Source organism: Nocardioides immobilis, from assembly GCF_003515065.1.
GTDB classification, from domain to species: domain Bacteria; phylum Actinomycetota; class Actinomycetes; order Propionibacteriales; family Nocardioidaceae; genus Nocardioides; species Nocardioides immobilis.
Genome location: NZ_QXGH01000053.1, coordinates 1 through 25,025 on the forward strand (window position 1 = coordinate 1; position 25,025 = coordinate 25,025).

The window sequence follows — 25,025 nt, forward strand, 5'->3', positions numbered from 1 at the left end:
TTATCGCCAGAATCATTTGACTTGCCAAAAACCCACGACACCCACACCAAAGATGCGAATGCCGCACAAACAAATCACAACGACATAAATTGCATGACACACTGTTGAGTTCTCAAACATCACACGCACCGGTCAGACCCTCGCGGACCTGTCCCGAGCTGGTGATCCCCACACGCATCCGCACCCGGTGAACTTCGATCGCGCCAGTGGCACGTCCGTTGTCACCGAGCTTGGTGAGAATGGGGCGGCCGCCTCGGGGCCGGAAGCCCGACTCTTCTGAGTCTTGCTCCCCGCCGCTCCCTGGCGACTCAGAGAACATTACAGACCCGTCCCACGCGACACAAATCGGGGTGGTGTTTCCCGGACCACACGGCGTCCGGGACGCCCGGATCAGCGCATCCGCACGCCTGCGAACCGCTTCTTCCCGCGCCTCAGGACCAGCCAGGAGCCGGCGATCAGGTCGCTGCTCGACGGCACGTGGTCGGCGTCCTCGACGCGCACGTTGTTGACGTAGACGCCTCCCTCGGACACCGTGCGGCGGGCCTCTCCCTTGCTGGCGGCGAGGCCGGTGAGCGTCAGCAGCTCGACGACGCCGGGGATCCCTCCCCCGGCGTCGACGTCGACGGCGCCGGCCTCGGCGAGAGCGGCAGCGAGGGTGGAGCTCGACAGGGCGGTGATGTCGCCGCCTCCGAACAAGGCCTCTGCGGCCGCCTTGGCCTGGGCGGTCTCCTCAGCGCCGTGGACGAGGGTCGTCACCTCGTCCGCCAGCGCCCGCTGCGCCTCGCGGAGGAACGGCTTCTCCGCGTGCCGTACCTCGAGCGCCTCGATCTCCTCGCGCGGGAGGAAGGTGAACGTCCGCAGCAGCTCGCCCACCTTCTCGTCCTCGGCGTTGAGCCAGAACTGGTGGAACGAGTACGGCGACAGCATCTGCGGGTCGAGCCACAGGGCTCCGCCCTCGGTCTTGCCGTACTTCGTGCCGTCGGCCTTGGTGATGAGCGGCGTCGCGAAGGCGTGCGCCTTGCCCCCCTCCGCCCGCCGGATGAGCTCGACGCCGCCCGTCAGGTTGCCCCACTGGTCGGAGCCGCCGAACTGCAGCGTCACGCCGTGCTGCCGGAACAGCTGGAGGAAGTCCATCGACTGCAGCAACACGTAGCTGAACTCCGTGTAGCTGATGCCGGCCTCGAGCCGGGTCTTCACCACGTCGCGCGCGAGCATCCGGTTGACCGGGAAGTGCTTGCCGATGTCGCGGAGGAAGTCGATGGTCGACAGCGTCGACGTCCAGTCGAAGTTGTTGACCATGGTCGCGGCGTTGTCGCCCGTGAAGCTCAGGAACGGCTCCACCTGCGCCCGGACCCGCTCGGTCCAGTCCTTCACGGTCTCGAGCGAGTTGAGCGACCGCTCCCCCGACTCCTTGGGATCGCCGATCATCCCGGTGGCCCCGCCGACCAGGGCGAACGGGGTGTGGCCGGCGTTCTGCAGCCGGCGCGCGGTGACCAGCTGGACCAGGTTGCCCATGTGCAGGCTGGGCGCGGTCGGGTCGAAGCCGACGTAGAACCGGACGCTGTCCTCGGTCAGCGCGGCGCGCAGGGCGTCGCGGTCCGTGGTGTGGGCGAGCAGGCCGCGCCACTCCAGGTCGTCGAGGAGGGTCGGGTCGACGGACACGGTGGTCCTTTCGTCAGGTCGGGTCGGTGCTGTCCCAGCCTGCCGCATGGCGGGCCGGGCTGCCGAACGGGATAGGTACGCTGACCAGGCAATGACCAGCATGCGGGTGGCCGATCGATACGCACTCGACCGCGAGATCGGTCGCGGTGGCTCGGGCGCTGTCTGGCTGGCCCGCGACGAGGTCCTCGGCAGGCTGGTCGCACTCAAACGGATCGGCGTGCCCCACGGGGCGTCCGCCTCCGAGGTGGCACGCGCGGAGCGCGAGGCCCGGCTGGCCGCCCGGGTCAACCACCCCAACGTGATCTCGGTCTTCGACTTCGTCAACGACGGCGACCAGCACTGGCTGGTCACCGAGTACGTCGAGGGCACGACGCTCGCTCAGATGATCCGCAAGCGACGGCGCCTGAGCCCCGACGAGGCCGCTCCGCTGCTGCTGCAGGCCGCCGAGGCGCTCGCCGCCGCCCACCAGATGAAGATCGTCCACCGCGACGTGAAGCCGTCGAACATCCTGATCGGCCGCGACGGCCGGGTCCTGCTGTCGGACTTCGGGATCGCCCGCGGGATCGCGGACGCCTCCCTCACCCAGACCGGGCTGGTGACCGGCTCCCCGGCCTATCTGGCCCCGGAGGTGGCGACCGGCGCGTCGGCGACGCCCGCCAGTGACGTGTGGTCCTTCGGGACGACGATCTACCACGCGCTCGCGGGGCGGCCGCCGTACGAGGTCACGGGTGACGGCGCTGCCGTGCTCGCCGTGCTGTACCGGATCGCCAACGACCCGCCGCCGCGGCTGCAGAACGCAGGCTGGCTCACTCCCGTCCTCGAAGCGACCATGGAGAAGGACCCGCGCCACCGGCCGACGATGAACGACGTGGTGGCCAACCTCCGGTCGGGCCCGCAGGCGCCGCCGGTCATCGGCACCCAGGTCCTGCCGGTGCCTGCACCCGATGCCACCGCCACGGCGTCCCTGCCGCTCCCGGCTCCGATCGGAGCGCCCGCGCGCCGGGTCAGCGGTCGGGCAGCGGTCGCCGCGCTCGCGCTCGTCGCGGTGCTCGCGGTGGTCGGAGTCCTCCTGCTCGTGCCGGACGACGACGACCCTGGTGAGGCCTTGCCGAACGACCCCTCCGGAGAGACCAGCGACACCGGTGACGGCCAGGGCAGCGATCCGCCCGCAGCACCGACCGAGGCCGAGCTCGAGGAGTTCGCGACGACGTACGTCCAGACGGCGGCGAACGACCCGGACGCCGGGTTCGAGATGCTGACGCCGGACTACCAGGCGCGCAGCCCGAACTACCTCGACTTCTGGGGATCCGTGAGCAACCCGGAGATCCTCAGCATCAGCGCCGATCCCAGCGCGCTGACCGTCACCTACACCTACAAGTACGACGTCGCGGGCTCGGGCAACACGACCGAGCGGGTGACGCTCTACCTCGTGCAGGACGGCGACCGGCTCCTGATCAACGACGACGACTAGCGAGCCGCCGGCAGGGTGACGCGGACGACGGTGCGCTCCTGCTCGCGGGCGATCTCGATCCGGCCACCGTGCGCACGCACGATCTCGTCGACGATCGCCAGCCCGAGCCCGACCGATCCGTGGCTGGCGGCGAAGCGCTCGAACGGCCGCTCCTCCGCGAACCCCGGCCCCTCGTCGGACACCTCGAGGACCACCTCGGGCCCGTCGACCACGCGCACCTCCACGTCACCGGCACCGTGCTTCAGCGCGTTGTCGATCAGGTTGGACACCACGCGGCCGAGCCGGTCCGGGTCCCCTGCCACGCGCGCGGCCCGGTCGGCGTGGACCGAGACGGCGCGGGACGCGGCAGTGGCGGTCGCGCCGAAGCGGCGTACGACGTCCGCGGCGAGCGCGGCGAGGTCGGCCTCCTCCGCGTGCAGCTGCAGCTGACCGGCGTCGGAGCCGGCGAGCGCGAGCAGGTCCTCGCTCAGCGCGATCAGACGGCGTACCTCCTGGTCGGCCGACTGGAGGGCCTCGACCAGCTCGTCCTGGGACCGTGGGCCCGACAGCGCCAGCTCGACCTCCGTCAGCAGCAGCGCGAGCGGGGTCCGCAGCTCGTGGCTGGCGTCGGCGACGAAGCGGCGCTCACGGTCGAGGCCCTCGTCGAGCCGGTCGAGCATCGCGTTGAGGGTGAGCGCCAGCCGTCGCAGCTCGCTGGCGGACGGGACCGGAAGCCGCTCACCCGCACTGCGCGACGAGATGGTCGCCGCCCGGACCCGCATCCGCTCGACCGGGCGGAGTCCGAGCCCGGCGACGAGGTACCCGAGCACGCCCGCGAGCGCGAGTGCGACGGGGCCGCTGATCAGGAGCTGGCGGCGTACGGCGTCGACCGCCTCATCGGTGTGCTCGCTCTCGACGGCGAGGACCACGACCTGGTCGTCGATGGTCCGCACGAGGACGACCACCTCCTCCCTGTCGACCTCGAGCTCCTCGGTCCCCTCGCGGGCCTCCAGGAGGTCGTCGAGCACGCGGACATGGGTCTCCGAGTAGCCGTCGCTCGCATCGTCCGGGTCGACCAGCGGCTCGATGACCGCGGTCGACGACGCCAGGATCTCCCCGTCGCCGGACAGCACCTGGCCGTGGATGTCCCCGGCAAGCCGCTCCACCGCCCGGGTCCGCTCGGCCGGAGGCATCGCGGTCAACCCGTCCATCTCGCCGTCGAGCTGGTCGCGAAGCCCTTGCTCGAGGGTGTCGTGCACCCGCAGCTGCACGTACAGGCCGAGCGCGAGCATCGCCACGGCGGTGGTGACCAGGAACGCGACCGCGACGCGGGCGCGCAGCGACCACCCCAAGCGACGCTCGCCCTCAGCCACCGGTGGTCCCGGTGAGTCGGTAGCCGAGACCGCGCACGGTGCGCAAGGAGTCGGCGCCGAACGGACGGTCGATCTTCTCCCGGAGGTAGCGGACATAGACGTCGACGACGTTGGACGACGTCTCGTGGATGTCGCCCCACGCGTGCGTGAGCAGCTGGTCGCGGCTCAAGGTCTGCTCCGCGCGCCGCATCAGGACCTCGAGCAGCGCCATCTCCCGCGCCGAGAGCTCGATCTCGACGTCGCCGCGCCAGACCCGTCGGGACGCCGGGTCGAGCCGCAGGTCGCCGACCTCGATGACCGTCGGCCGCGGGACCGGGCCCCGGCGGGCCAGGGCGCGCATCCGCGCGAGCAGCTCGTCGAAGGAGAACGGCTTGCCGAGGTAGTCGTCCGCGCCGCTGTCGAGTCCGGTGATCCGGTCGGCGACCGCATTGCGGGCAGTCAGCATGAGGACCGGCGTCCAGACCCGCGAGCGGCGCAGCCGGCGGCAGACCTCGAAGCCCTCCATGTCGGGGAGGCGCACGTCGAGCAGGATCACGTCGTACCCCTCCTCGTCCAGGGCGGCCTCCAACGCCTCCCCGCCCGTCCCGGCGATCGTGACGACGTCGCCACGCTCGGTCAGGCCACGGGCGACCAGGCGGGCCAGCTTGGCCTCGTCCTCCACCAACAACACGCGCACGAGACCCAACCTTAGGGCCGCAGATGAGAACCCGATGAGAACCTCACGATGCCCTCATCGAACCGGCCTAGCGTGGACGGCATGAACATCAAGATCCGATCCCGCAAGGCCCTGCTCGGCGTCGTCGGTGGCGTCGCCGTGATCGCTGTCGCCGCAGGCGGCAGTGCCTACGCACTCACGAACGATGACGACGACGAGACCGAGCGGCCGATCCCGGCCGCCGATCTCGAGCAGGCCGAGGAGGCCGCTCTCGCCGAGACCGGCGGTGGCAAGGTCACCGACACCGAGGTCGACGACGAGGAGAGCAAGTACGAGGTCGAGGTCACCCTCGACGACGGCACCCAGGTCGACGTCCAGCTGGACGAGGACTTCCAGGTCGTCTCGTCGGAGGCCGACGACGAGTCCGACGACGCGAACGACGACTGAGTCACGACGATGAGGCTCAGCGGGGCGGCCGTCGCCGCCGCACTCCTGCCGGTGGTGCTCGCCGGGTGCGGTTCCGACGACAGCGGATCCGACGACACCGGGTCCGACGACGGGGGCCGGACCTCGGACCCCGCTGCGCAGATCGAGCTTCCGCAGTCCGATGAGCCGGTCGAGCTCGACCCGGCCGCGTTCAGCCCGGACGTCACGAACCCCTGGTTCCCGCTCGAGCCCGGCACCCGCTGGACCTACCGCGAGGTGGACGAGGAGGGCGAGGTCCTGGAGGTCGTCGTGACGGCCACCTCGGAGACCCGGACGATCGCCAACGGCGTCGAGGCGCGGGTGGTGCGGGACACCGTGACCCTCGACGGGGAGATCATCGAGGACACCCTGGACTGGTACGCGCAGGACGCCGCCGGAACCGTCTGGTACCTCGGCGAGGACACCGCCGAGTTCGAGGACGGCGAGCTGACCTCCCACGAGGGCTCGTTCGAGGCCGGCGTCGACGGCGCGCAGGCCGGCGTGATCATGCCGGCGGAGCCGGCGGTGGGCGACTCCTACCGTCAGGAGTACTACGAGGGAGTCGCCGAGGATGCCGGCGAGGTGCTGGCGCTCGACGGTACGGCGACCGTCCCGGCCGGGTCGTACGACGACCTCGTGCAGACCGCCGACACCAACGCGCTCGAGCCCGGCGTGCTCGAGCACAAGTTCTACGCCCGCGACGTGGGCGTGGTGCTGACCATCGACCTCGAGAGCGAGGGTCGCGAAGAGCTGGTGTCGATGGGGACCGTCTCGGCTGCCGAGGCCCGTCGCGCCGGCACGGCGCCGCTCGGGTCGTCCTACTGACGCTCAGCCGGGGAGTGCCTCGCGCTCCTCGGCCGCGGCGACGGCGGCGTCCACCCGGTCGGCGGGCCCTGCGACGAAGACGTGCTCGACGTTGCGACGCCGCCCGACCTCACCGACCCGCTGGCCGGCCGGGTTGTGGATCCCAATCAACGCGCCGACGTACCGCTTGCGGTCGAAGCCGAGCAGCCGCACCTGCTCGTGACCGGCGTCGCGCAGCATGGCGGTCATCTCGTCGGCGGTGATCCACGACTCGTCGTTGTAGGACACGACGACGACCTCGGCCCGGGTCCGACCGAGCAGGTCGGCGAGGGCCGCAGGCATCGTGCGGCGGCTGTTGAAGACGCTGCGGGTGCCGTCGTCCCGGCTGTCGACCCGCTTGCACGCGACGCCGTAGTGCTCGGGGGCGTCCCAGCGGATCAGCGTCTCCCAGATGTGGTAGTTCGTGAAGTAGCGGTGCTGGTTGTAGGGAGGGTCGACGTAGGCCAGGTCGACCGGGGCGACCTCGTCGACCACCCGGCCGGCGTCGCCGTGGACGGTCGCGCCGTTCCCCGGCAGCAGGGCGGGCCGCTCGAGCCGGAGCTCGCGGTGCGCGCGCGGCGCCCACTCCTTCAGGTAGGCCATCTGCACGCCGGTCGTGGAGTCCACCCGGTCGGCCGCGAGCATCAGGCTGGTGAGCAGGATCGGGCGCAGCGGGTCGCCGGGCGGGTGGTCCCGCTCGATGGCGTCGCGGATCGCGTCGACGCGGGCGCCGTTGCGGGGCTGGAAGAAGCGGGAGCGCTCGCAGAACGTGTCGGTGAAGTACCCCGGCCGGCCGGGCAGCGTGTCGAGCCGGGCGAGCGCTGCGTCGAGCTCCCGGTCGTCGATCGCCGTGGCGTCGGTGGCGACGAAGCAGTCGCTCAGTACCGCGGAGTACGTCGCCAGGTCGCACGCCGTGACCTCGATCCCCCGCCGCTTCAGCTCCTGCGCGACCCGGGTGGTGCCGGTGAAGAGATCGAGCGCCGTGCGGGCACCGGCCGCCACCGCAAGGTCCCCCAGCACCGGCACCAGCGTGCGCTTGGAGCCGAGGTACTTGATCACACGGCGAGAGTACGGCGACCGCGCGTTGGACTCAGTTAGGCGCGAGCATGCCAGGCGGCGAGCAGCTCGGCCTCCCTGTCGCGGCCGATACCGGTGACCTTCGCGTCGGGCTGGTCCCGCAGCCAGTCGAGGGTCGCCTGGGCGGTCTCGGCGACAGGGCGGAGCGTGAGGCCGGCCGCCAGCGACGGCTCCACGAAGTGGTGCATCATCCCGTCGTAGTCGGGGCGAGGAAGCCAGAGCGGGACCGCGTCGGGGCCCATCCACGGCTCGACGCCCTGGTCGGTGAGGAAGGCCTGGTCGACCCAGGTGAAGGACGCGTCCGGCGCGCACTCACGGAGCAGGTCACCGATCGGCACCGGCCGGCCCACTCCGTCGAAGTCGCCCTCGGTGCGGCGCTCGGCCAGGGTGACCACCCACTCGGCGAGGTCGCGGACGTCGATCACCTGGACGACGTCGTCGGGGGCACCCGGGGCCAGCACCTCGCCGCCGTCGGCGAGCCGGGCCGGCCAGTAGCTGAACCTGCCGGTCGGGTCGCCCGGGCCGACGATCAGGCCCGGCCGGACCACGGTCGCCGACGCCCCACCGGCCCGGACGATCTCCTCGCACGCCACCTTCATCGGACCGTAGGCCTCGGGATCCTCGGCCAGGTCGACGTCGTCGGTGATCGGCTCCCGCAGCGGCACCGTGCCGGGACCGCCGGGCATCGCGTCGTCGGCGTAGACGTTGATGGTCGACACGAAGACCCAGTGGGCGTCCGGGACGGCGGCCACCGCGCGTCGTACGTGCGAGGGGATGCGGGAGACGTCGACCACGGCGTCGTACTCCCCCAGGCCGGCCGGCGGCTCGTCGTCGCGGTCCCAGGCGAGCAGCGTCGCTCCGTCCGGGACGTCGCCGGACACCCCTCGACAGGCACAGGTCACGTCGTGGCCGCGGCGGAGGGCCTCAGCAGCCACCGCGCGGGACAGGAACACGGTGCCGCCGAGCACGAGAAGTCTCATGCGCCCACCTCAGTCGGGACCTCCGGGAGGAACAAGCGATTCCGCGGTCAGCAGAAGCAAAGTTGTCTAGACCACCGCAAAGTAGGGGGTTTTCCCTGATTCGCGCCCGGCTGTTCGTCCGTAGGTTTCCACTGTCACCCCACCTCCAAGGAGACGACCGATGAGCGAGTCCATGCGCACCCCCCTGGCGCCGTACGGCGTTCAGCGCCGCCACCTCCAGGTCGTGCCCGTCGCCCCGCCGTCGTCTGACGCGACTGCTCCCCTCGCACCCGCTCCTGGCTGGGCCGACCGCCTCTCGAGCCGGGAGGTCGAGGTTCTCCAATGCATCGCCGCCGGCTTGTCCACGAACGAGATCGCGGAGACGCTCTTCATCTCGACCGCGACCGTCAAGAGCCACATCGCCCGCCTGATCTGCAAGGTCGAGGTGCGCGACCGGCTGCAGCTCGTCATCGCGGCGTACCGCTCGGGCTTCGTCCGGGTGAGCTGACCTCCCACGCCGGCGTGGCTTTCGCCACGGTCCGAGTGAGGCGCTCGACACAGCGGACGGGAGCGGTTTCCGCGATCCTTGGCCCATGTCCGAAGCCCTCTTCGGCGGTGCGAACCCGCTCGCCGAGCTGATCGCGGGCGTCCGTCGCATGATTCCCGAGCCCGGCGCCGACGTCGGCGCTGGGTCCACCGCCGACGACGAGCAGTGGCGCGAGCTCGCCACCGCCGTCGACGAGCTGGTCGAGGTGGTCCTCGTCCAGCAGGACCTCATCGAGAACCTGCTGGTGCGGATGAGCCGGCTCGAGGGCCGCGAGGTCGCTACCGCGAAGGTCGGTCGTCGTGCCTGAGTGGCAACGGCCCGAGGAGCTCCACCGGCTGGTCGCGGCGTTGCGGCTCACCGAGCCGAGGCCGAGCCGCCGCTGGCGTGACCTGCTCGCCGACGTACGCCGAGCCCGAGGCGCGTTGCAACCAGGCGGCTGAGCCCCGCCGGCTCAGGGCAGCAGCCCCAGGTGCTCGAGCGACGCCCTCATGAACGCCGCCCTGTCGGAGGCACCCGTGACCGCTTCGAGGCCGAGCCCCGTGTAGACCGTGTCGTCGGTCGTCACGATGGGGGTCTCCACGAACGGCGCCGACTGAGCGCGTTCCCAGCCGGTGGCCGGGTTCTCGGTCCCGGGAGGCGGGCCGGGGGTCGTCCAGCCGTCCAGCCCGGTCTCGAACGACGGGTCGGTGCTGTTGATCGGTGTGTCGTCCGCGGCCCGCATGGACACCTGGTCCACCCAGGCGCCGAGACCTTGGACCGCCGGGTCGCTGACCACCGAGATCGAGACCTCGACGTTGTGGCCGACGTACGCCGGCGGGATCGGCATCTCCCACTCCTGCCAACCGCCGGAGTTGCCGGTGGCGGCGTTCCACGCACCCGAGCTCCCCGTCGGAACGCAGTTGTCTCCGCCGTCGGTGATGGTCTGGTAGTGCGCGAGGAACGGGTGCAGCAGCTGCCAGTTGGAGCCGTCCCCGGTCGTCGGGCACGAGAGCCCGACATCATCCGACGTGTGCCCGTTGCTGTCCGCCAGCGTGGTCCAGTCGTCCTCACCGACGGTGTGGATCTCCACGAACAGGTAGTCGTAGTCGGACTCGAGGTCGAAGGACGTCGACAGGTCCAGGGTCGCACCGGTCTCACCTGTGAGGTCGAACGTCTTCGCCAGCCGCTTGTAGGCCTCGTCCGTGGCTCCGGAGGACACGAACCACGCACCGTCGACGGGGTCGAACGGTGCCGCGAACGGCCGGTCCCAGGTGGCGACGGAGCGAGAGTCTGCGAACAGCGGGTACTGGTCCGGGTCGAGGATCGAGGAGGTCACCAGCATCGTCGGCGCGTGATCCGCGTTGGCCGCGGAATCCGCGCCGTTGACGGTGAGGTCCAGCGCATCGAACGGCGCCTCGGTGCCGTCGACCGGGAAGACCGAACCGTCCTCGGGGTGCTGGCCGCCGCCGGTGATGTAGGTGTAGGCCCCCAGCCAGTACTGCAGGAAGTCGTCCTGGACCGTGATGCAGGTCGGATTCTGGTCCTGGCAGTAGGTGTCCTCCTCGGCCTGGAAGGGGTTGTACAGGTACCCCTCGGCGAACACGCGTCCGGCGTTCTGGCCGCTGTAGAACAGCTTGCCTCCCTCGTTGAGGAAGTCGCGCACATTGTTCTGGATCTGGACCGCGCGCTTGGTGATGCCGGAGCCGCCCGGGGCGTCCGGCTCGCGGGGCACGTAGTCGTCGCCGGTGTACCAGACGACGTGGGAGAAGTGGCTGAGCACGCCGAGGGGATCCGGCGGACGCCGGCGGTGGGCGTCCACGTCGTACACGGCGTACCTCACGCCTGCGGCCTTCAGCGCGTCGGTGTAGTAGTCGAGGTACTGCGGGCCGTCGAGCGGCACCGGGTTCGGCTGCACACCGGACCAGTCCTCGTTGGCCAGCACGAGCACGCGCTTGTTGGTCTCGACGCGCGCCCGGTAACGGAACGGGTCCGACTCCCTCCTGCCTGCGGTGAACCAGACCTTGACCGTGTCGCCGGGCTCGGTCCCCCGCACCACTCCGCGCACGCGTCGGTAGTAGACGCCCCGGTCGTGGTTGTAGCGTTCCCCGCCGGCGTACCGCCTGGCCGTCGTCGTCCTCGCCGGCTCGCCCTTGATCTTGTAGTGCATCGTCACCTTGCCGAGCCTGCGTTTCACCACGGCACCGACCGGTTGCGGGTCGCCGTAGGACTCCTTGAAGGCGTCCACGACGAACGGCTCGGCCCCGTTGTCGAGGTGGGAGGTCGGTCTGGCGGGGTGCCGGCTCGTGTGGGCGAGGTCGAGCGCGAAGGGGAGGTGGCGCTGGAACTCTTGAGCCACCTGCAGCGGCGAGTCGGGGTACTCGAACCCGCTCACGGCGGGGTCCTCGGCGGCGGTGCCCTCTGGCGTGAAGGACAGGGTCCTCTGCGAGTTGTAGGCCCAGCCGGTGAAGTCGCCGTTCGTGATGTAGAGACCGGCCGACAGCTCGGGCAGGAAGCCCGGGATACCCGGCTTGAACGGGTCTCCCGCCAGCGCGGTGAAGATCTCGTGGTCGGCCGTGGGGGTGTCCTGCTGGAATCCCTGCGGGTAGAGCAACAGCTCCGCCGCCGTGTGGTCGTTCTTCTGGAAGACGGGGTGGATCTCCTCGAAGAGTGCCTCCATGGCGATGGTCTCAGGCTCTGACGCCGGTGCCGGACCGCGGTACGTCTCCGACGCGGGGTCCGCCGAGCTGCCCTCGGCGTCCATGCCCCAGTGGTCGGCGAAGTTGCGGTTCGGGTCGACCCCGTCACCGGGCCCGATCACGCCGTCGCCGTCGTTGTCGCGCAGGTTCTTGCGCCACAGCCGGTTGCCCGGGGTGAACGTGAACTCGTAGCCGTCGGGGTTGTTCACGCACACGAACCAGAGCTCCGTCCGGTTGACCAGCCGGGTCACCTCGAGACCGGCGCTGGTGCCCTTCCCGTAGTGCTTCGTGAAGTAGTTGAGAGTACGTCGGCAGGTCTCGCCCGCGAGCCACTCGCGGGCGTGCTGCAGGGCGTTGTAGAGAACAGCGGGCCGCCCGGGGATGTCGGCCCCGGTGGCGCCCCTGGTGATCTGGAGGGCCACGATCTCGCGGCCGCCATAGGTGGTGCCGGTGACGCGCTTCTTCGCGATCTCGGGGTAGTCGGCCAGGATCCGGTCGTACGTCTCGGTGTACTGCTCCTTGTCGTCGCCTGGAACCGCGTCGTACTTCGTCCAGACGGTCCAGTCGGCATCGCTGGCGCCGTCGGTGGGCGCCACCTGCGGTCCGGACGTTTGGGCGGAGACCGCACGGTACGACGACAGCTGCCGGGCGTTGAACCGGGCGAGGTCGCTGCCGTAGCCGACCACGTCGATGGTTCCGCGTTCGAGGTCGCGGCCCTCCGTGACGTCGTACCCGGCGAGGGCGAGTGCGCGAAGATTCTCCGCGGAGGCCTTCACCCGATAGGCGTTGAGGGTGTCGGCGACGGTGGCCCTTCTCTGGTCCTCCGGTGGGCCGGCCCCGGCCGAGGATGCGAGCGGAGCCACGAGGGCGACAATGGCGAGGACTACGACCAGGCGGTGACGACGCATCGGGTGTCTCCCGAGTCAGAGAGCGGGTCGCACGGGCGTGACGGCCCTGGCCGAGCATAGGCCGGTCCCTCGTCGCCCGCCATGCCTCTGGACGACCGATCAGACCGGCGGGAGCGAGCCAGCTGAGGCAGACATCGTTCTTCCGGACGATCGACTTCTGCGCCTCCCGCCCATAGCGTCGTATGACCAGGTCGCGTCGGTTGGTCCGCCTGGAGACAGGGCGGAGGAACAAATGTCCAGACGAGGAATCACGGCCTTCTTCACGATGGTGATGGCGGCCGGGGTCATGGCCAGCGGGCCGGTCCACCAGGCCGATGCCACGTTGCCGGAGACCACGGCCGCCGCCACCTTCCCGGGAAGCAACGGCCGGATCGCGTACACGAAGGCTTGGGAGGTGTCGGGGACGCCAGGGCCCGATGAGCGCTCAGCAGTCTTCACCGTCCGTCCGGACGGCACCGGCAACAAACGACTCACGTTCGCGCGTGAGGCGGGCAAGCCGATCTGGTCGCCGTCCGGCGGACGCATCGCCTACGAGCAGGCGGGAGCGGTCTGGGTCATGAAGTCGGACGGCTCCGCGAAGAAGCGGCTGATCGATGGTCGGCTCGTGGGGTGGATGCCGACCGGCGGGCGGATCCTTGCGGTGCGCGACCTCGGCGGGTACGCGACGGATCCCACGTGGTTGCTGTACACCCTCTCCACCGGTGAGACAGAGGAGCTACCCATCGACCTGCCGCTCGTGGCAGGCATCGAGGAGCCGTACCACGACTTCAGCGAGTGGACCTACGCAGCCCAACCCACCTTGTCGCCCGACGGGGAGCTGCTCGCCCTCACGCTGTGGCGGTACGACTCCGGGGATGACGGCTACGGCTACTACCACGGATCCATCTTCACCGTGCGGCTCGACGGCACCGAGCTGACGAGGATCCCGGGGTACGACTACAGCTGGGGGTCTCCGAGCTGGTCGCCGGACGGCGACGAGCTCGTGTACTGGGGCTCGGAGCCGCGGGCGGGCTGCATCGACTCGGTGAGGTCGATCTACCTCGACGGCACCAGGGGTTCGGTCGGGATCTCCAAGCCGTGCGGCGAGTACGACCCGGACTGGTCCCCGAACGGGAACAAGATCGTCTTCACCGCCTCCGAGCGCCTGCAGATCGCCAACCTGACCGGGACGCGGATCACGACGGTGCTGCACCGGACCGTCGGGGTCTACCTGTACGACCCCGACTGGCGCAGCGTCCGTTAGCCGAACCCGGGGATGGGTCAGGTGCAAGAAATGACCGATCGGTCATGCTTTGCCGGCTAGCGACCCAGAAGAGTCGGCGGAGGCTACGTTCTGACGTGTAGGCAACCGACGAGACTCGTTCGTCTGGAAGACCAGGCTGATGGCCGCGGTGCCTCAACCGAAGGCACTCATGATGAGTTCAGCCGCCCGATCGTCCGGTCACATCGTCTTCTCCCTCCTCGTGGCAGGCACCCTCGCCGTCGGGGTGGCGCCGCCGCGGCCGCACCGACGCCACCAGCCACGACCGCAGCGACCACGGCAGCGGCGGCAACCTTTGTGGACCTGGGAGCCGCGGCCTCGTACTCGGTGCTCGCCGGCACCAGCGTTGCGAACACCGGCTCCGGCACCGTCCTGGCAGGAGACCTCGGGCTGAGCCCCGCCGGTCCGATCACCGGCTTCCCGCCCGGGACCGTGAACGGCACCATCCACGACAAGGACGCCGCTGCGGAGACGGCGCAGTCGGATCGCGCCGACGCCTACGCGGACGCGGCCGGCCAGGAGACCACGACCACGTTCGCCGGTGACCAGGCCGGCGTCACGTTCCATCCCGGCGTCCACACGACGTCCGCCGCCTTCGCGAACACCGGCACGATGACCCTCGACGCCGACGGTGACTCCAACGCGGTCTTCATCTTCCAGATCAACGCGGCGCTCAGCTCGGCGGCAGGCAGCAAGGTCGTCCTCACCGACGGCGCCCTGGCCAACAACGTCTACTGGCAGGTCGCCGGTGCGATCTCGCTCGGCGCGGACGCCGACTACGTCGGAACGTTCCTCGGGGCAGGCGCGATCGCCTTTGGCGACGGCGCCTCGCTCAAGGGCCGCGCCCTCACGCCCACGTCAGTCGCGATGACCAACACCCCCTTCCTCGTGGCCAAGGACGACCTGACCGCGCCGCTGGTGACCATCGATGGCGGTCCCGCGCGCTCGACCAACGACACCACCCCCGCGATCTCCGGCACGACCGACGAACCGGTCGGCACGGTGCGTGTCACCGTGGGCGGCCAGACGTTGACCGCCACAGTCGGGGCCGGCGGAATCTGGGCGGTCAGCTCCAACGCCCTGGTCTCGGGCACCCACGCCGTCGTGGCAGCGATCACCGACCCGTCCCAGAACGTCGGCACGGCCCGGCAGGAGCTCACCGTCGACCAGACCGCGCCCGTCATCTCGATCAACGGTCGTGCGACCAGGGCGACCAATGACACCACCCCGGCGATCTCGGGAACCACCGACGCGGCGCCGGGCACCCCGGTGACCGTCACCGTGGACGGGCAGACACTGACCACCGAAGCAGCCGGCGATACCGGTGCCTGGACCGTCACGACCGACACACTGGCCGAGACCACCCACAGCGCGGTGGCCTCGATCGAGGACGGTGCCGGCAACAAGGCCATCGCGACCCAGGTCCTTGTCGTGGACCTCACCGTTCCGGTTGTGACCATCACCGGCGGCGCAAGCCGGTCGACCGACGACACGTCACCGTGGACCTACGGGACCACGGCTGAACAAGCCGGCACCACGGTGCACCTCTCGATCGGCGGCCAGCACCTGACCGCCACGGTCGAGGCCGGCGGCGCCTGGGGCGTCAGCGCGGCCGCCCTCCCCGGGGGACCTACGACGTGGTGGCGAGCGTGACCGACGCGGCGCAGAACATCGGCACCGCTACTCAAGCCCTCACGGTCGACGTCCCCGGCGACCACCCTCTCGCGATCACCGCGATCTCCCCGAGCACGGGTCCCGTGGGCGGTGGTGCCGACGTGTTGATCACCGGCACCGGGTTCACGAACGTCACCCGGGTCAAGTTCGGGCACGCCGGCAACGCGACGAGCTTCGTGGTCGTCTCCGCCACCCAGATCAGGGCGATCTCACCGCCTTCGGGCACCGGAACCGGCAGGACCCTCAACATCACTGTCACCACCCCCGGCGGCACCAGCCCGGTCGTCGCCGCCGACCGGTTCACCTGGGTCGTGTCGCCTGCAATCACCGCGATCTCCCCGAGCACGGGTCCCGTGGGCGGCGGCACCGACGTGGTGATCACCGGCACCGGCCTCACCAACGCCACCCGGGTCAAGTTCGGGCACGCCGGGAACGCGACGAGCTTCGTGGTCGTCTCCGCCACCCAGATCAGGGCGATCTCACCGCCGTCGGGCACCGGAGCCGGCAGGACCCTCAACATCACTGTCACCACCCCCGGCGGCACCAGCCCGGTCGTCGTCGCCGACCGGTTCAGCTGGCAATGACCCACGAGAGCGGAGGCCGCAGCAGACCCTCCCTTCGTGCGGGAGCCCAGAGGGCTTGGGCACCCCGGCAGCTCCCATATTGGCCACACCTGCCAGATCTGGGCGTTGTTAGTTGTGGGGTTCTCCGGGTGACTCGCCCGTAACCCTCACTGACTGTCAACCTCGTGCCAGCACGACCGTGCCAACCGTCGACAAGGTCTGGTGAAGGATCACAGTGAGCTTCGAGCGAATCGCGATCGTCAACCGTGGCGAGGCAGCCATGCGCTTCATCCACGCCGCCCGGGACCTGCGGGCCGCCGGCGAGCGGATCGAGACGGTGGCGCTGTATACCGACGTCGAGCGGAACGCGAGGTTCGTGCGGGAGGCCGACGAGGCCTACCCGCTGGGGCCTGCGTCGGCCCGCCCGTACCTCGACCTCGCCCTGCTCGAGCGGGCTCTCGTTGAGACGGCAGCCGATGCCGTCTGGGTCGGCTGGGGCTTCGTCGCCGAGGAGCCGGCGTTCGTCGAGCTGTGCGACCGCCTCGGCGTGACCTTCATCGGCCCCAGCGCCGAGGCGATGCGCCGCCTCGGGGACAAGATCGGGGCGAAGCTGCTCGCCGAAGAGGTGGGCGTGCCGGTTGCCGCGTGGAGCGGAGGGCCGGTGGAGACCCTCCGGGATGCGCTGACCGCCGCCGAGGCGATCGGCTACCCGATGATGCTCAAGGCCAGCGCCGGTGGTGGCGGCCGGGGGATCCGCATGGTCACCTCCCCGGCCGAGCTGGAGGAGGCCTACCAGCGCACCCGGGACGAGGCGGAGCGGGCGTTCGGCAGCGGTGTGGTGTTCCTCGAGCGGCTGGTGACCGGGGCTCGCCATGTCGAGGTGCAGGTGATCGGTGACGGGCACGGCACCGCGTGGGCGCTCGGCGTGCGCGACTGCTCGGTGCAGCGCCGCAACCAGAAGGTGCTTGAGGAGTCCGCGTCGCCGCTGCTCACTGCCGAGCAGGCCGACGACCTCAAGGCCTCGGCCGAGCGCCTGGCAGTGGCCGTCGGCTATCAGGGCGCGGGCACGGTCGAGTTCCTCTACCAGCCGGGCGAGAAGGCCTTCGCGTTCCTGGAGGTCAACACCCGCTTGCAGGTCGAGCACCCGATCACCGAGATCACCACGGACTTCGACCTGGTCAAGGCGCAGGTCCACGTCGCGCGGGGTGGCCGCCTCGACGACCAGCCCAGGCCCGCGGAGTCGGGGCACGCCATCGAGGCGCGGCTCAACGCCGAGGACCCGGACCGCGACTTCGCGCCCTCACCCGGCCGTGTCGCGCGCCTCGAGCTGCCCAGCGGTCCCGGTGTCCGCGTCGACACCGGGCTCGCCGAGGGCGACACCATCCCGGCCGACTTCGACTCGATGATCGCCAAGGTCATCGCCTACGGCCGCGACCGCGACGAGGCCCTGGCCCGTCTCCGGCGCGCGATGTCGGAGACCACCGTGGTCATCGAGGGCGGCACCACCAACAAGAGCTTCATCCTCGACCTGCTGGACCAGCCCGAGATCGTCTCGGGTGCCCCCGCCTGGGCCGACACCGCGTGGATCGACCGGGTGCGCGGTGAGGGCAGGCTGACGTCGCAAGCCCATTCCGGCACCGCGCTGGTCGTCGCCGCGATCGAGGCGTACGACGAGCAGCGGCGGGTCGAGGTCGACCGCCTGCTGGAGACCGGCCACGGTGGCCGGCCCCAGGTCCAGCACAAGGTGGGGCAACCCACCGACCTGAAGCTGCGCGGTACGACGTACAAGGTCACCGCGTTGCAGACCGGACCCGGCCGCTACCGCGTCACCATCGCGGCCGGCAGCGTCGTCGAGACCGCGGACGTCGAGATCGCGCGGATCGACGAGGTCCACTCCCGCCTGCTGGTCAACGGCCGACGCCACCGCATCGTCTCCGCGACCCACGGACCGACCCACCTGGTCGAGGTCGACGGCGTCACCCACCGGGTCGGTCGCGACGAGGGCGGCGTGCTCCGGTCGCCCGCTCCTGCCCTGGTCGTGGCGACGCCCGCCGCGGTCGGCGACGAGGTCGCCGCCGGAGCGCCGGTGCTGGTGCTGGAGTCGATGAAGATGGAGACAGTCATCCAGGCGCCCTTTGCGGCTCGCGTGCGCGAGCTGCTGGCGGTCACTGGCAGCCAGGTGGAGACCGGTGCCCCTCTCGTCCGGCTCGAGCCGGTCGGGGACGACGGGGCCGAGGAGTCGCCCCAGCCTGCGGACGCGGCCCCGGCACTCGACCTGCCGCACGACGACATGGAGCGGACGGCACGCCAGCGAGCGGACCGGCACCTGGCCGACCTCGCCGCCCTCGTGCAGGGGTACGACGTACCGCGCGACGACCGGGTCGCCGCGCTGCGGTCCTACCTCGTGGCTCGGGAGGAACTGCGTGCCGCCGGAGAGGACGTGATCGCCGGCGAGGCCGAGCTGCTCGCCCTCTTCACCGACTTCGCCGAGCTCAGCCGCAACCGCCCGGCCGGCGAGGAGCTCCGCACCGAGCTGAAGGTGCACAGCTCCCGCGAGCACTTCCACACCTTCCTGCGCAGTCTCGACACCGAGCGCGGCGGGCTCCCGGAGGGCTTCCGCCAGCGGCTCGAGCAGGTGCTCTCCCGGTACGGCGTCGCCGATCTGGAGCGGACGGCGGTGCTGGAGGAGGCGGTGTTCCGGATCTTCCTCGCCCTGCAGCGTCCCGCCGAGAGCGTCGAGGTCGTCACCGCGCTGCTGCAGCGCTGGATCGGCGAGGCGCCGCCTTCCGAGGGGCCGGACGGCAACGTCCGTGAGCTGCTCGAGCGGCTCAAGCAGGCCACCCAGCTGCGGTTCCCCGCCGTCGGCGACCTCGCGCGCAGCGTCCGTTTCCGCTGGTTCGACCAGCCGCTGGTCGACGAGGAGCGCACGAGCGTGCTCGCCGGCGTCCGCGACGAGGTCGCCGCACTCGCCGCCGATCCGCAGGTCCCCGACCGCGCCGATCGGATCGACGCCCTCGCGGTGATCCCCGAGCAGATCGTGCGCTTCCTCGCCGAGCGCGTGGAGCGTGGGGCGAGCAGCGGCGAGTGGGACGACGAGCCGATGCTCGAGGTGCTGATCAAGCGTCACTACCGCGACTTCGACCTGCACGGAGCGAGTGCCTCGCACCACGACGGCCGCCCGTTCGCGGTCGCCGACTACGTGCTCGACGAGCGCCCCACCCGGCTGGTGACCACCGTCGGCACGGTGGCGGAGCTCGCCGAAGGGTCCGACCTGGTCGCGGGGCTGCGGACGGAGCTGGCCGCGCGGCCCGAAGGCACGAAGGCGGTGCTGGACCTCTACCTGCACTGGCCCTTGGCGCCGGAGTCGATCGCCGCCGGCCGCGACGAGCTGGCGGCTGTCCTCTCCGGTCTCGGCCTCGCGCAGGACGCGCGGCGGGTCACCGTCGCGGTGTGCCCGGGTGAGGGCCGGCCGGTCGACTACTTCACCTTCCGGCCCGACGGGTCGCACGGGGTCGAGGAGGACGAGCTGGTCCACGGCGTGCACCCGATGGTCGGGCGGCGCCTGAACCTCTGGCGGCTGCGCAACTTCCACGTCACCCGCATCGAGGCGCCCGACGACGTGCTGCTCTACGAGTGCGTGGCCCGGGAGAACCCGGCTGACCGTCGACTGGTCGCTCTCGCGCAGGTGCGCCAGCTTGCGGTCGTGCACGACGAGGAGGGCCGAGTCACCGCGCTGCCCCACGCGGAGCGCGCCGTGGAGAACTGCCTCGAGGCCATCCGACGGGCGCGTACGGCGCGCGGCGCCGCCGGCGCGAAGCTGGACCTCAACCACGTGTGGGTGCAGGTGTGGCCCGTCGTCGAGGCCGACATCGCCCAGCTGACCGGCCTGCAGCAGAAGATCACGCCGCTGACCGACGGCGCCGGGATCGCCGAGGTGCTCGCCCAGGGCCGGGTCGCCGGCCCGGACGGCACCGCGACCCCGATCGCGATCCGGTTCCACGCGCGGCCCGGTGCGGGCGTGGTCTCCTCGATCGAGGCGCCTCCCACCGAGCTGCTGCAGCCGCTGGACGACTACGACTCCAAGGTCCTGCGCGCCCGCCGGCGCGGGCTGGTGTACCCGTACGAGCTCGAGGCGATCGTCGCCGGCGACGGCGGCACCCTGGTGGAGCACGACCTCGACGACGCCGGCGCGCTGGTGCCGGTGGACCGTCCCCGCGGGCTCAACAAGGCCGGCATCCTCGTCACGGTCGCCTCCACCCCGACCGCGCTGCACCCTGAGGGCGTCACCCGGGTCGTCCTCTGCGGCGACCCGACGAAGGCGCTCGGCGCGGTGTCGGAGCCGGAGTGCTCCCGGGTCATCGCCGCCCTCGACCTCGCCGAGCGGATGGGCGTGCCGGTCGAGTGGTTCGCGCTGTCGGCCGGCGCCCGGATCTCCATGGACTCCGGCACGGAGAACATGGACTGGGTCGCTGCAGCCCTGCGCCGGATCGTCGAGTTCACCCAGGCCGGCGGCGAGATCAACGTCGTTGTGGCCGGCATCAACGTCGGTGCCCAGCCGTACTGGAACGCCGAGGCCACGATGCTGATGCACACCAAGGGCATCCTGGTGATGACGCCGGACAGCGCGATGGTGCTGACCGGCAAGCAGTCGCTGGACTTCTCCGGCGGTGTGTCGGCGGAGGACAACTTCGGCATCGGCGGTTACGACCGGGTGATGGGCCCGAACGGCCAGGCCCAGTACTGGGCGCCGGACCTCTCCGGCGCGTGCGACGTGCTGATGGCGCACTACGAGCACACGTACGTCGCCCCCGGCGAGTCGCGTCCGCGGGACGCCGCCACCAGCGACCCGGCCGACCGGGACGTCACGACGTACCCACACTCCGACCCCGGGAGTGACTTCACGACCGTGGGCCAGATCTTCTCCCCGGTCAGCAACCCGGACCGGAAGAAGGCCTTCGACATCCGCACGGTGATGCGTGCGCTGGCAGACCAGGACCACGCCACCCTCGAGCGGTGGGCGGGGATGGCCGACGCGGACACGACCGTGGTGTTCGACGCCCGCCTCGGCGGTCACCCGGTGTGCCTGCTGGGCATCGAGTCCAAGCCGGTGCCGCGCCGCGGCTTCCCGCCCACCGACGGGCCCGACGTCTACACCGCGGGCACGCTGTTCCCCCGCTCCTCTAAGAAGGCGGCGCGGGCGATCAACGCCGCCAGTGGCAACCGCCCCCTGGTGGTGCTGGCGAACCTCTCGGGCTTCGACGGGTCGCCGGACTCGATGCGCAACCTGCAGCTCGAGTACGGCGCGGAGATCGGCCGCGCCATCGTGAACTTCCGCGGGCCGATCGTCTTCTGCGTGGTCTCCCGCTACCACGGCGGCGCCTTCGTCGTGTTCTCCAAGGCGCTCAACCCGCAGATGACCGTCCTCGCGCTCGAGGGCTCCTTCGCCTCGGTGATCGGCGGGGCCCCGGCAGCCGCCGTGGTCTTCGCGGGCGAGGTCGACAAGCGCACCGCGGCCGACCCCGGGGTCACCAAGCTGGAGGCAGCCATCGCCGACGCGTCGCCGTCCGAGCGCGGGCCGCTCGTCGTGGAGCTGGCGGAGCTCAAGCGGGCCCTGCGTGCGGAGAAGATCAGCGAGGTGGCGGCCGAGTTCGACGGTGTGCACGACATCCATCGCGCGGTCAGCGTCGGGTCCGTCGACGCCGTCATCGCACCCGAGCGGCTGCGCCCGGAGATCATCGCGGTCATCGAGCGCGGCCTCGGGGAGCTCTGAGACGCCCATGAGGCAGCTGTCGTCGTTGGACTCGGGATTCCTCATGATCGAGTCGCCCACCACGGTGGGCCACGTCGCCTCACTGATGGTGGTGGACCCGGGTGCGGGCGGCGACTCGTGGGGCCTCGGCAGCGTGCGGGCCCTGCTAGCCGCGCGGTTGCACCTGTTCCCGATCCTCCGCCAGCGTCTGGTCGAGGTGCCGCTCGGGATCAGCCGTCCCTACTGGGTCGACGACCCGGGCTTCGACCTCGACTTCCACCTGCGCGAGCTCGCACTCCCGCCTCCGGGGTCCCCGGAGCAGCTGGGCGAGCTGGTGGCCCGGCTCCACGCCCGTGCGCTGGACCGCACCCGGCCACCGTGGGAGCTCTACGTCATCAGCGGGCTGGCCGACGGCCGGGTGGCCGTGTACTCGAAGATCCACCACGCGGCGGTCGACGGCGTCTCCGGCGCCCAGATGCTGGCGGCCTTCCTCGACATCCGGCCCGAGCCGCGCACCGTCGAGCCCGAGGACCAGCCGTTCGTCCCCGACCCGCTCCCCTCCCGGCTGGACCTCGTCCAGCACGGGCTGGCCGCGGCCGCCAAGGACCAGGTGCACCTGGCGCGCACCCTGCCCCCGGCCCTCCGCTCGCTCGGCGCGCTGGCGTCCGGCCCACGGGCGCCACGGACGCCGTTGAACGGCGCGATCAGTGCCCACCGCCGCTTCTCCTTCGGCTCGGTCTCGGTCGACGACGTGAAGACGGTGCGCCGGAGGTACGGCGGCACCGTCAACGACATCGTGATGGCGCTCTGCACGACGGCGCTCCGCCGCTGGCTGCTGGAGCGCGACGCGCTCCCCGCCGTACCTCTGGTCGCCGCGGTGCCCGTGTCCGTGCGCCGGCGCGGTCAACCGGCATCCGGAGGCAACGAGCTGTCAGTGATGCTCGCCGAGCTGCCCACCAACCTGCCCGATCCCGGGGCCAGGGTGGTGGCGATGCGGGAGTCGATGGATCGAGCGAAAGCCCGGTTCGAGTCCCTGCCCGCGACGCTGTTGCGTGACCTCGCCTCGTTCCTCCCCACGGCAGGACAGGGACTGGCGGCGCGCGCACTGTTCAACCTCGCCGGCGTGGCGGGGCCGCCGTTCAACCTGTTCGTCAGCCACGTCCCGGCACTCCAGGTCCCGCTCTACCTCGCCGGCGCCCGGGTCGAGGGCATCCACCCGGTCTCGGCCGTGACGAGCACGACGGGCGCACTGAACATCACGGTGTTCTCCTACAACCGCAGGCTCGACTTCGGCCTTGTCGCTTGCCGGGATCTGGTGCCTGACGTGTGGGACCTCATGGGTCATCTCCGTGACGCCCTGGACGAGCTGGTCGAGCTCAGCCGGGCGCCCCAGCCGTAGGCATTGCGTCCTTGCGCCGCCAGTCGGCGCTGTTCGACCGCCTCACACCGAGAGAAGACTCGGAGGTTGGACTCGGCGTCGCCCGCTCCGATGATCGTTGCCGGGCCAGTTGCATCATGAGCGCGATCAAACCACCGGAATGAAGAGAGCCGACGACGTTGTTCATGGTCGACGGCGTCGCGATGGGCGACTCGGCGGGGTCGTGGTCAGTTCGAACGTCCCGGGTGCCCGGTGTGCGATGCGCCGGCACCGGTTCGAGGAGTGACCTGGCCAGTTCGGTGACGTTCATGCGCCTACGATGCCCGCCGCGAGCGGCAACAGCATGTCGGCTTCGTCAACTTCGGGTTGCCTTTCACGACCGGACCCGTGTTGAAGGTCGGCGCCGCGGCGCTCGGTCAGGCGCTTTGTGCGTTGCGATATGCCGTCACGACCGAGGCTGGGCGGCCTCCCGCGGTCACTGACGGTGAATGATCCTGGAGTACCCAGATCCGTCGCCCGACGATGGGGAATAGGTCGGGAACGACAGGGTCTCATTCAGAGCCTGAGGTACACGATCTCGTAAGTGTGCAGGTCAGAGACCGTCTCGGTGGGGCGGGTGGGGCTCGAACCCACGACCCAAGGATTATGAGTCCTCTGCTCTAACCGACTGAGCTACCGCCCCTCGAGGACCGGAGCCTACCGAGGGAAACCTCGACCTGGACGCCCCCGTTGAGGAAGTCGAGCAAATCCGTTGTTGTCGAACACTTGTTCGAGTAGAATGGGTTCATGATCTCGGGCCTGCTGGACCTCGACGCGACCGCGGTGCTGACCGCGTCCGAGGCGCTGGTCATCGAGCAGCGCGAACAGGAGGTCGATGCGCTGCGGCTGGTGCTGCAGTGGGCCGACCTGCACTCGGCCGACCCCGGTGAGGGCCGGGTGCTGGGGGCGGACCAGCTGATCGACTTCGGTGGCGAGGGCACCCCGCCGGTCCAGGAGCTGTGCTGGGCCGAGCTCGCGATCGCCCGGCAGTCCGGGGTGGTGGCGACCAAGCTCCTGGCCGCCGACGCCCTCGACCTGCGGCACCGGCTCCCGTTGTTGTGGGAGGCCGTCCAAGACCTCCGGCTCCCGGCCTGGGTGGCCCGGAAGGTCGCCTCGATGTCGCGACGCCTCTGCCTGGAGGCGGTCGGGCTGGTCGACGTCGCGGTCGCCGCCGCGGTCGACCAGTCCCCGGGCGGGATCCTGGCCATCGCCGAGGCCAAGGTGATCGAGGCCGACATCGACGCCCACCGGGCCCGGCTCGCCGCCGACGCCGCGACGGTCGGGGTCCGGATGTCGACCGCCAAGCCCGGCGCCGCGGTCGACGCCCTGGACGGTGAGCCCGCGACCCGGCGGGTCACCCTGAAGCTGCCCACCGGCACCGCGCTCGACTTCAACAGCACCGTCGGCGAGGTCGCCGACGTCTTGTTCGACCAGCTCACCGAGGACGAGCGCCGAACCATCACCCGCGGCGAGCTCGAAGCCAAAGCCATCGAGCTGCTCGCCAACCCCCACGCCGCCGCGGAGTTCCTCGACCAAGCGAACAACCCGACCCCACCCCCGGCCGACCCAGACGACCCCGACGACCCGGACGCCGACAGTCCGGCGCGGAAGCCGAAGAACCGCCCGGCGACGATCTACCTCAGCCTCTCCGACCTGGTCCTGACCGGCCTCGTCCCCGGCGTGGCGCGGGTCGAAGGGATCGGCCCGATGCTCCTCGAGCAGCTCGCCGAGCTCCTCAAGAACCGCG

The 25,025-nt window shown here is 70.8% G+C and carries 19 protein-coding genes and 1 tRNA gene; 12 read left to right on the plus strand and 8 right to left on the minus strand.

Features of this window, described 5'->3' with window-relative positions:
- Positions 1-390: 390 nt before the first annotated feature.
- Positions 391-1,662 carry a tyrosine--tRNA ligase gene (gene tyrS / locus D0Z08_RS30790; RefSeq protein WP_118929108.1) on the minus strand — a complete coding sequence of 424 codons (1,272 nt, stop codon included), beginning with the start codon at positions 1,660-1,662 and terminating at the stop codon, positions 391-393.
- Positions 1,663-1,753: 91 nt separating this feature from the next.
- Here tyrS and D0Z08_RS30795 point away from each other — a divergent pair, with 91 nt between their 5' ends.
- Positions 1,754-3,133 carry a serine/threonine-protein kinase gene (locus D0Z08_RS30795; RefSeq protein WP_182481599.1) on the plus strand — a complete coding sequence of 460 codons (1,380 nt, stop codon included), beginning with the start codon at positions 1,754-1,756 and terminating at the stop codon, positions 3,131-3,133.
- Here D0Z08_RS30795 and D0Z08_RS30800 read toward each other — a convergent pair.
- Together D0Z08_RS30800 and D0Z08_RS30805 are read right to left on the minus strand one after the other, a co-directional pair.
- Entirely contained in the window at positions 3,130-4,485 is a 1,356-nt protein-coding gene (locus D0Z08_RS30800; RefSeq protein WP_118929110.1) for an ATP-binding protein, read from the minus strand. The genes D0Z08_RS30795 and D0Z08_RS30800 overlap by 4 nt on opposite strands.
- The gene (locus tag D0Z08_RS30805; RefSeq protein ID WP_118929111.1) at positions 4,478-5,161 is read right to left on the minus strand and encodes a response regulator transcription factor; all 684 of its coding nucleotides are present in this window, start codon (positions 5,159-5,161) and stop codon (positions 4,478-4,480) included. The genes D0Z08_RS30800 and D0Z08_RS30805 overlap by 8 nt, the downstream gene beginning before the upstream one ends.
- A gap of 81 nt (positions 5,162-5,242) precedes the next feature.
- Between D0Z08_RS30805 and D0Z08_RS30810 the strand changes: the two genes are divergently transcribed.
- The gene (locus D0Z08_RS30810) at positions 5,243-5,587 is read left to right on the plus strand and encodes a PepSY domain-containing protein (protein ID WP_118929112.1); all 345 of its coding nucleotides are present in this window, start codon (positions 5,243-5,245) and stop codon (positions 5,585-5,587) included.
- A gap of 9 nt (positions 5,588-5,596) precedes the next feature.
- Positions 5,597-6,430, plus strand: coding sequence for a hypothetical protein (locus D0Z08_RS30815; RefSeq protein WP_118929113.1), 834 nt, complete (start codon positions 5,597-5,599; stop codon positions 6,428-6,430).
- Between the two features lie 3 nt (positions 6,431-6,433).
- On the opposite strand, the gene D0Z08_RS30820 is transcribed toward D0Z08_RS30815, so the two are convergent.
- Both D0Z08_RS30820 and D0Z08_RS30825 read right to left on the minus strand, forming a co-directional pair.
- Entirely contained in the window at positions 6,434-7,507 is a 1,074-nt protein-coding gene (locus tag D0Z08_RS30820) for a DNA adenine methylase (protein WP_118929114.1), read from the minus strand.
- A 35-nt stretch (positions 7,508-7,542) separates the two neighbouring features.
- Entirely contained in the window at positions 7,543-8,505 is a 963-nt protein-coding gene (locus D0Z08_RS30825; RefSeq protein ID WP_118929115.1) for an NAD-dependent epimerase/dehydratase family protein, read from the minus strand.
- 160 nt (positions 8,506-8,665) lie between these two features.
- On the opposite strand from D0Z08_RS30825, the gene D0Z08_RS30830 reads away from it, so the two are divergent.
- From D0Z08_RS30830 to D0Z08_RS32505, 3 genes are all read left to right on the plus strand, one after another.
- The gene (locus D0Z08_RS30830) at positions 8,666-8,992 is read left to right on the plus strand and encodes a response regulator transcription factor (protein ID WP_118929116.1); all 327 of its coding nucleotides are present in this window, start codon (positions 8,666-8,668) and stop codon (positions 8,990-8,992) included.
- A gap of 85 nt (positions 8,993-9,077) precedes the next feature.
- Positions 9,078-9,338: a hypothetical protein gene (locus tag D0Z08_RS30835; protein WP_118929117.1), complete on the plus strand. Its 261-nt coding sequence runs from the start codon at positions 9,078-9,080 to the stop codon at positions 9,336-9,338.
- Complete coding sequence (locus D0Z08_RS32505; RefSeq protein ID WP_182481601.1) at positions 9,331-9,471, plus strand: hypothetical protein; 141 nt, start codon at positions 9,331-9,333, stop codon at positions 9,469-9,471. Before D0Z08_RS30835 ends, D0Z08_RS32505 begins: the two co-directional genes overlap by 8 nt.
- 11 nt (positions 9,472-9,482) lie before the next feature.
- On the opposite strand, the gene D0Z08_RS30840 is transcribed toward D0Z08_RS32505, so the two are convergent.
- Positions 9,483-12,614 carry a M14 family metallopeptidase gene (locus tag D0Z08_RS30840; RefSeq protein WP_118929118.1) on the minus strand — a complete coding sequence of 1,044 codons (3,132 nt, stop codon included), beginning with the start codon at positions 12,612-12,614 and terminating at the stop codon, positions 9,483-9,485.
- Positions 12,615-12,846: 232 nt separating this feature from the next.
- Here D0Z08_RS30840 and D0Z08_RS30845 point away from each other — a divergent pair, with 232 nt between their 5' ends.
- The 5 genes from D0Z08_RS30845 to D0Z08_RS30865 all read left to right on the plus strand — a co-directional run bounded on the left by D0Z08_RS30845 (position 12,847) and on the right by D0Z08_RS30865 (position 23,260).
- A complete protein-coding gene (locus D0Z08_RS30845; RefSeq protein WP_118929119.1) occupies positions 12,847-13,857 on the plus strand; it encodes a PD40 domain-containing protein in 1,011 nt (336 codons plus the stop codon).
- Between the two features lie 315 nt (positions 13,858-14,172).
- The gene (locus D0Z08_RS30850; protein WP_118929120.1) at positions 14,173-15,528 is read left to right on the plus strand and encodes an ice-binding family protein; all 1,356 of its coding nucleotides are present in this window, start codon (positions 14,173-14,175) and stop codon (positions 15,526-15,528) included.
- Positions 15,525-16,133 (plus strand): IPT/TIG domain-containing protein, encoded by a 609-nt coding sequence (locus D0Z08_RS30855; RefSeq protein ID WP_147381597.1) that lies wholly within the window; start codon positions 15,525-15,527, stop codon positions 16,131-16,133. Before D0Z08_RS30850 ends, D0Z08_RS30855 begins: the two co-directional genes overlap by 4 nt.
- Positions 16,134-16,392: 259 nt before the next feature.
- Positions 16,393-21,882 carry an ATP-binding protein gene (locus D0Z08_RS30860; protein ID WP_220454473.1) on the plus strand — a complete coding sequence of 1,830 codons (5,490 nt, stop codon included), beginning with the start codon at positions 16,393-16,395 and terminating at the stop codon, positions 21,880-21,882.
- A gap of 7 nt (positions 21,883-21,889) precedes the next feature.
- A complete protein-coding gene (locus D0Z08_RS30865; protein WP_118929123.1) occupies positions 21,890-23,260 on the plus strand; it encodes a WS/DGAT/MGAT family O-acyltransferase in 1,371 nt (456 codons plus the stop codon).
- On the opposite strand, the gene D0Z08_RS31800 is transcribed toward D0Z08_RS30865, so the two are convergent.
- A complete protein-coding gene (locus tag D0Z08_RS31800; RefSeq protein ID WP_147381598.1) occupies positions 23,238-23,549 on the minus strand; it encodes a hypothetical protein in 312 nt (103 codons plus the stop codon). The genes D0Z08_RS30865 and D0Z08_RS31800 overlap by 23 nt on opposite strands.
- A gap of 298 nt (positions 23,550-23,847) precedes the next feature.
- Positions 23,848-23,921 (minus strand) — tRNA-Ile (locus D0Z08_RS30870).
- Between the two features lie 104 nt (positions 23,922-24,025).
- Here D0Z08_RS30870 and D0Z08_RS30875 point away from each other — a divergent pair.
- The coding region (locus D0Z08_RS30875) for a hypothetical protein (RefSeq protein ID WP_118929124.1) at positions 24,026-25,025 on the plus strand (1,000 nt) is incomplete at its 3' end.

What these genes read in the sequence shown, in the direction of transcription:
- D0Z08_RS30795 (WP_182481599.1), top strand. Translation starts at nt 1,754, where the DNA reads ATGACCAGCATGCGGGTGGCCGATCGATACGCACTCGACCGCGAGATC.
- D0Z08_RS30810 (WP_118929112.1), top strand. Translation starts at nt 5,243, where the DNA reads ATGAACATCAAGATCCGATCCCGCAAGGCCCTGCTCGGCGTCGTCGGT.
- D0Z08_RS30815 (WP_118929113.1), top strand. Translation starts at nt 5,597, where the DNA reads ATGAGGCTCAGCGGGGCGGCCGTCGCCGCCGCACTCCTGCCGGTGGTG.
- D0Z08_RS30825 (WP_118929115.1), bottom strand. Translation starts at nt 8,505, where the DNA reads ATGAGACTTCTCGTGCTCGGCGGCACCGTGTTCCTGTCCCGCGCGGTG.
- D0Z08_RS30830 (WP_118929116.1), top strand. Translation starts at nt 8,666, where the DNA reads ATGAGCGAGTCCATGCGCACCCCCCTGGCGCCGTACGGCGTTCAGCGC.
- D0Z08_RS30835 (WP_118929117.1), top strand. Translation starts at nt 9,078, where the DNA reads ATGTCCGAAGCCCTCTTCGGCGGTGCGAACCCGCTCGCCGAGCTGATC.
- D0Z08_RS30840 (WP_118929118.1), bottom strand. Translation starts at nt 12,614, where the DNA reads ATGCGTCGTCACCGCCTGGTCGTAGTCCTCGCCATTGTCGCCCTCGTG.
- D0Z08_RS30845 (WP_118929119.1), top strand. Translation starts at nt 12,847, where the DNA reads ATGTCCAGACGAGGAATCACGGCCTTCTTCACGATGGTGATGGCGGCC.
- D0Z08_RS30860 (WP_220454473.1), top strand. Translation starts at nt 16,393, where the DNA reads ATGCGCTTCATCCACGCCGCCCGGGACCTGCGGGCCGCCGGCGAGCGG.
- D0Z08_RS30865 (WP_118929123.1), top strand. Translation starts at nt 21,890, where the DNA reads ATGAGGCAGCTGTCGTCGTTGGACTCGGGATTCCTCATGATCGAGTCG.
- D0Z08_RS31800 (WP_147381598.1), bottom strand. Translation starts at nt 23,549, where the DNA reads ATGAACGTCACCGAACTGGCCAGGTCACTCCTCGAACCGGTGCCGGCG.